This window comes from Serratia sp. A07, from assembly GCF_058725505.1.
Window position 1 is genome coordinate 1 of sequence record NZ_JBZXDO010000090.1, and the last position, 4525, is coordinate 4525.

Consider the following 4525-nt stretch of genomic DNA (forward strand, 5'->3'; position numbering starts at 1 on the left):
CGCGCCTGGCGCAGGCATTCAAGGGCATCTATCAGGGGCTGCTGCGCTTGCCGACTTACCCGCAGCCCGACGCCCCCACAACGGGCATCCGCACGGCATCAACAACGGCCGCGTCAACCTTGCCGGCGGGTATCACGCCGCCGCGCGGCGCGTCTTCTTCGTTCGCGCCGTCACAGACGCAATGGCAAATCGCCTTGCAGCGCCAGACGCTGTTGCAGGCTGACCGCCTCGACCGGGTATTCAAATCGCAGGACAGCGCCCGTGATGTGGACGGCCTTCAGGCGGATACACGGCGCAATATCCAGTTGCTGCAAAACACAGTGAGCCTGGCGGCAACCCTTATCCAGGTGCAGATAGTGTCGTCGCTGCTGACGGTCAGCATTGAACAGACCCGGATACAACAGCGCCGCACCGCGAAACCGCAGACGGACACCGGCCGAGACACGGCCACAACGCGACTCACCGTGCCGGGGCTTGAGAGTGCCGATGATGTGATGCGTATCAGCAAGCAATGTGCCGATCGCCTGGAGCGCGGCGCCCTCACCACTTCCGCGCAGGGGCATATGCGGCTGGCTATCACCCTCCGGGCGGTGCGGCGGGCGTTGGTGGACGATCTCAGCCGTCGCGGCGTCGCCTTACCGGGGATCAAAGCCGTTGAAACGACCACGACAGAGCCGGCGCTGGTGACCCTTTACCGCACCGCCGGGGATGCGCAAGACTACGCGCGTTTCATTCGCCGTAACCATCTGGCACACCCGCTGTTTGTGCCGGGCGGCACCACCGTGGAGGTCATCAATGGCTAGCGTTGAACTGCGTATCAATAACCAGATTTTCACCCATTGGATCTCGGTCAGTATCACCCGCGGGCTGGAGCGTCTGGCCGGCGATTTTACTCTCGGCATTATGATGCCCGGTCAACCGCTGCCGGACAGCCTGCGCGCCGGTCTGCCGCTTGCGCTGTCGATAGATGGACATGTGGTGATCAGTGGCTACCTGGACAAGGTCACGCACAAGATGGGCGCCGATTCGGCGCAGGTCACGGTTCAGGGGCGGGATAAAACCGGTGACCTGGTAGACTGTTCGGCCGTCTATCCGGGCGGCCAATGGCGAGGCCGCACCCTGCAACAGATTGCACAAGACCTGTGTACCCCCTTCGGGGTGGCGGTTCGCTGGGAGGTGGACGACCCCGAGGCCGCCAAACCTTTCACCTCCTTCACCCTCGAGCTGTCCGAAACCGTGGCGGATGTGCTTAGCCGTGCAGCGCGTCACCGCGGCGTGCTGGTCACCAGCAATGCTGCGGGGGATTTGGTGTTTACCCAGGCGGAAAAATCAGCCACCGACACGCTGCGCCTGGGGGATAACCTGCTGTCGGCCGACTACACCGAGGACTGGCGGGATCGCTTTAGCCAGTACCTGATTAAAGGTCACGGCGGCGGCGGTGGCAAAGCCGGCGATGCGAAAACCAATGCGCTGCGCGCGGCCCCCAAAGGGGAAAGCGACGATGCAGCCATCCACCGTTACCGGCCGAAAGTCATTCTGGCCGACAGTAAAATCACCCCGGCCACTGCCCGCGCCCGCGCGCTGCGGGAAAGCCGCCGGGCATTGGCGAAGTCGGAAAACTTCACCGCCGTGGTGCGCGGCTGGTTCCGCGAGAATGGCGAACTGTGGCAGACCAACCTGCTGACAAAGGTGGTTGCCCCCAGGCTGTCGATGGAAAGCCGCGATTTGCTGATTAGCCAGGTGATGTTCAGTCTCGATGCGGACAAGGGGGAGCGCACCACCCTGACCTTGGCCCCGCGCGATGCCTTTATTGTGCCGGCCGAGCCGGACAGCAGCGGCACTAGCAGCAAGGGAAAAGGCGCCGGGGGCGGCGTGGACGGGCTGGTGCGGGCCTGGCTTAACAAGGGGAACAAACTTGATGAGTGATATGGCATTGCATCGCCTGCTTGGCCCGGTGATGCGCGGTATTCGCCTGCTGTTCGGGCGCGGCGTGCTGACCGGTGTCAATGACGCCCTGAAAGCGCAAAACGTCCAGTTGACCGGGCTGGATGGCGAGACGTTTGATGATGTGGAACGTCCGCAGCAGTACGGGCAAATCAGCGTGCCGCTGCCGGGGGCCGAGGTGGTGTTTGCCTGCCTTGGCGGCAGCCGTGACCAGGCGACCGTGCTGCTTGTGGAAGACCGCCGATATCGCCCGACCGGCCTGGTTGCCGGCGACACCGGGGTTTACCACTACGAGGGCCATCGGATCCGGCTGACCAAAGACGGCCGCTGCATTATTACCTGTAAAACGCTGGAAGTGGTCGCCGAAAAAGAGGCGGTATTCGATACCCCGAAAGCCCGCTTTACCGGCGATGTGAACATTGAGAAAAACCTGACAGTGAAACAGAACATGAGCATAGAAGGCAGCAGCGAATCCAAAGGCACCTTCACCGCGCCGGAAGCCGTTATCGGTGGCGTCAAGCAAACGGCGCACCGCCATCATGAGAATGGCCAGGGCAGCCTTACCGGGGGGCCGCAATGAGTGATATCGCGCTGCGCTGGGTCAACGGCGAGGGGCAACTGATACAGGCCGGGGCCGATTTGCTCAGTGATGACAGCCTGACCACGGCGGTGTTGCTGTCGCTCTTCACCGACCGCCGTGCGGATGTGGCTGACCGGCTACCTGACGACAGCGGCGACCGCCGCGGATGGTGGGGTGACAGCTACCGCCCGCGCCCTATCGGCTCGCGTCTGTGGCTGTTGGCACGCGAAAAGACGATTGACAGCGTACTCACGCGCGCCGAGGACTACGCGCGCGAAGCGCTGGGGTGGCTGCGGGAAGACGGCCATATCCTCGCGCTGGAGTGCCGGGCCACGCAGCCGCACGCTGGTTGGTTGTGGCTCCATGTGCGGCTGACTTTGCCGAGAGATGGGGTACGCCCCTACACCTTTAAAGCCACGTTACAGGGGATTTAAATGCCGTATCAAAACCCAACGCTCGGAGAATTGGCAAACCAGGTGCAGCAGGATATCGCCCAGCGTCTGCCAGACAGCCTGCCGGCCGCCGAAAGCCTGCTCGGCGCGCTGGCAATGTCCCAGGCGGGCCTGTCGGCGATGGAGCATGAGCACCTTGGCTGGATAGCGCGTCAGATAATCCCGACCGATGCCGACGAGAGCGAATTACTGAACCACTGCGCCTTTTGGGGCGTGGTACGCAAGCAGGCGGCGCGCGCCAGCGGCCCGGTGCGGCTGTCGTTGTATGACACGGCAACCGTGCCGGCAGATGCGCGCCTGCAACGCGCTGACGGCGAGTTGTACCGTATTACAGCGTCAAAACGGGGCGATGCCGGTTCGTTGCTGGTGACCGTCGAAGCCGACACTGCGGGGCTGGCCGGTGACTGCATCGAGGGGCAGGCGCTGAACTTTGTTACACCCGTCGCCGGTGTCAACCAACAGGCCAGCGTGGCCGCCCCTGGATTAAGTGGTGGCGCCGACCGGGAAACCGCCGACGAGCTGCTGTCGCGATTGCTGTATCGGGTGCAATTTCCGCCCGGCGGCGGCACGCGCTGGGATTACGAACGCTGGGCGCGCGAAGTGCCGGGCGTGACCCGCAGCTGGTGCCTGCCGACCTGGAACGGGCCGGGCACGGTCGGCGTGACCTTTGTGATGGATAATCGCAAAGATATTTTCCCCGGCGCCGCCGATACCGCCCGCGTGGCGGAGTACATCCAGCGCCATCGGGATCCGGCAACCGGCGAGTGGGTCGGCCAGCCTGAAGGCCCCACCGTTACGGTGTTTGCGCTCAAGCCGAAAAAAATCGCGCTGTCGCTGCGCATTGCGCCGAACACGCCGGAGAATCAGCAGCGCGTCAGTGAAGCGCTGGCGCGTGTGTTCTACACCAACGCTAAACCGGGCGCGCTTATCTTGCCGTCCTCATTCTGGCGGGCGCTTGCCGGCGTCGGCGGACTTGACGATTACGAGCTGAAAAGCCCGCTTGAGCCGGTCTCGGCCTCGAAAAACGAGTTACTGGTGCTCGGGGAGGTCAAGTGGCTTTAAATCCACATCAGCGCGCCTTCCTGCAATTATTGCCGCAGGGGCAGGCCTGGAATACCGGCCCCGACACGCTGCTTGCCCGCCTCGCTGACGCGCTGTCACGCAGCACGGCGCGAGTGACCGAACGGGCGCAGGCGTTGCTCTCGGAGCGGTTTCCGTCGACGGCCTCGCTGCTGCTGGAAGACTGGGAAGGGTTCCTGGGATTGCCGGACTGCGATATTGGCGAAGATGCGGGCGTGGCAGAGCGGCAGGTTTATGCCGCCAATAAAATGCGCCTCAAACCCAGTTTAAACCGCCAGTTTTATATTGCGCTCGCGCACGCTTATGGCTTTACGGTAACTATCCATAATCCCCCAGAGAGCCAATGGGTCAGCATTATTACCATCAAAGACCATGTGAAATATCGCAATATGCACGTATTGGATCCGATCACCACGCCGCTGCGTATTTATTCCGCGGGTATTCTGGAGTGTTTGCTGGACAGATATAA

At 62.7% G+C, this 4525-nt stretch carries 5 protein-coding genes and 1 pseudogene; all 6 read left to right on the forward strand.

Annotated features, from left to right (window positions below):
* Positions 1–803, forward strand: a pseudogene (locus AC4PR2_RS27660) (DNA circularization protein); the annotation flags it as partial.
* Positions 796–1926, forward strand: coding sequence for a phage baseplate assembly protein (locus tag AC4PR2_RS27665; protein ID WP_492175884.1), 1131 nt, complete (start codon positions 796–798; stop codon positions 1924–1926). The pseudogene AC4PR2_RS27660 and the gene AC4PR2_RS27665, both read left to right, overlap by 8 nt.
* On the forward strand, positions 1919–2524 hold the full coding sequence (locus AC4PR2_RS27670; RefSeq protein WP_492175885.1) for a phage baseplate assembly protein V: 606 nt from the start codon (positions 1919–1921) through the stop codon (positions 2522–2524). The genes AC4PR2_RS27665 and AC4PR2_RS27670 overlap by 8 nt, the downstream gene beginning before the upstream one ends.
* On the forward strand, positions 2521–2958 hold the full coding sequence (locus AC4PR2_RS27675) for a phage GP46 family protein (RefSeq protein WP_492175886.1): 438 nt from the start codon (positions 2521–2523) through the stop codon (positions 2956–2958). Before AC4PR2_RS27670 ends, AC4PR2_RS27675 begins: the two co-directional genes overlap by 4 nt.
* A complete protein-coding gene (locus tag AC4PR2_RS27680) occupies positions 2959–4038 on the forward strand; it encodes a baseplate J/gp47 family protein (RefSeq protein ID WP_492175887.1) in 1080 nt (359 codons plus the stop codon).
* The coding region (locus AC4PR2_RS27685) for a putative phage tail protein (RefSeq protein WP_492175888.1) at positions 4029–4525 on the forward strand (497 nt) is incomplete at its 3' end. The genes AC4PR2_RS27680 and AC4PR2_RS27685, both read left to right, overlap by 10 nt.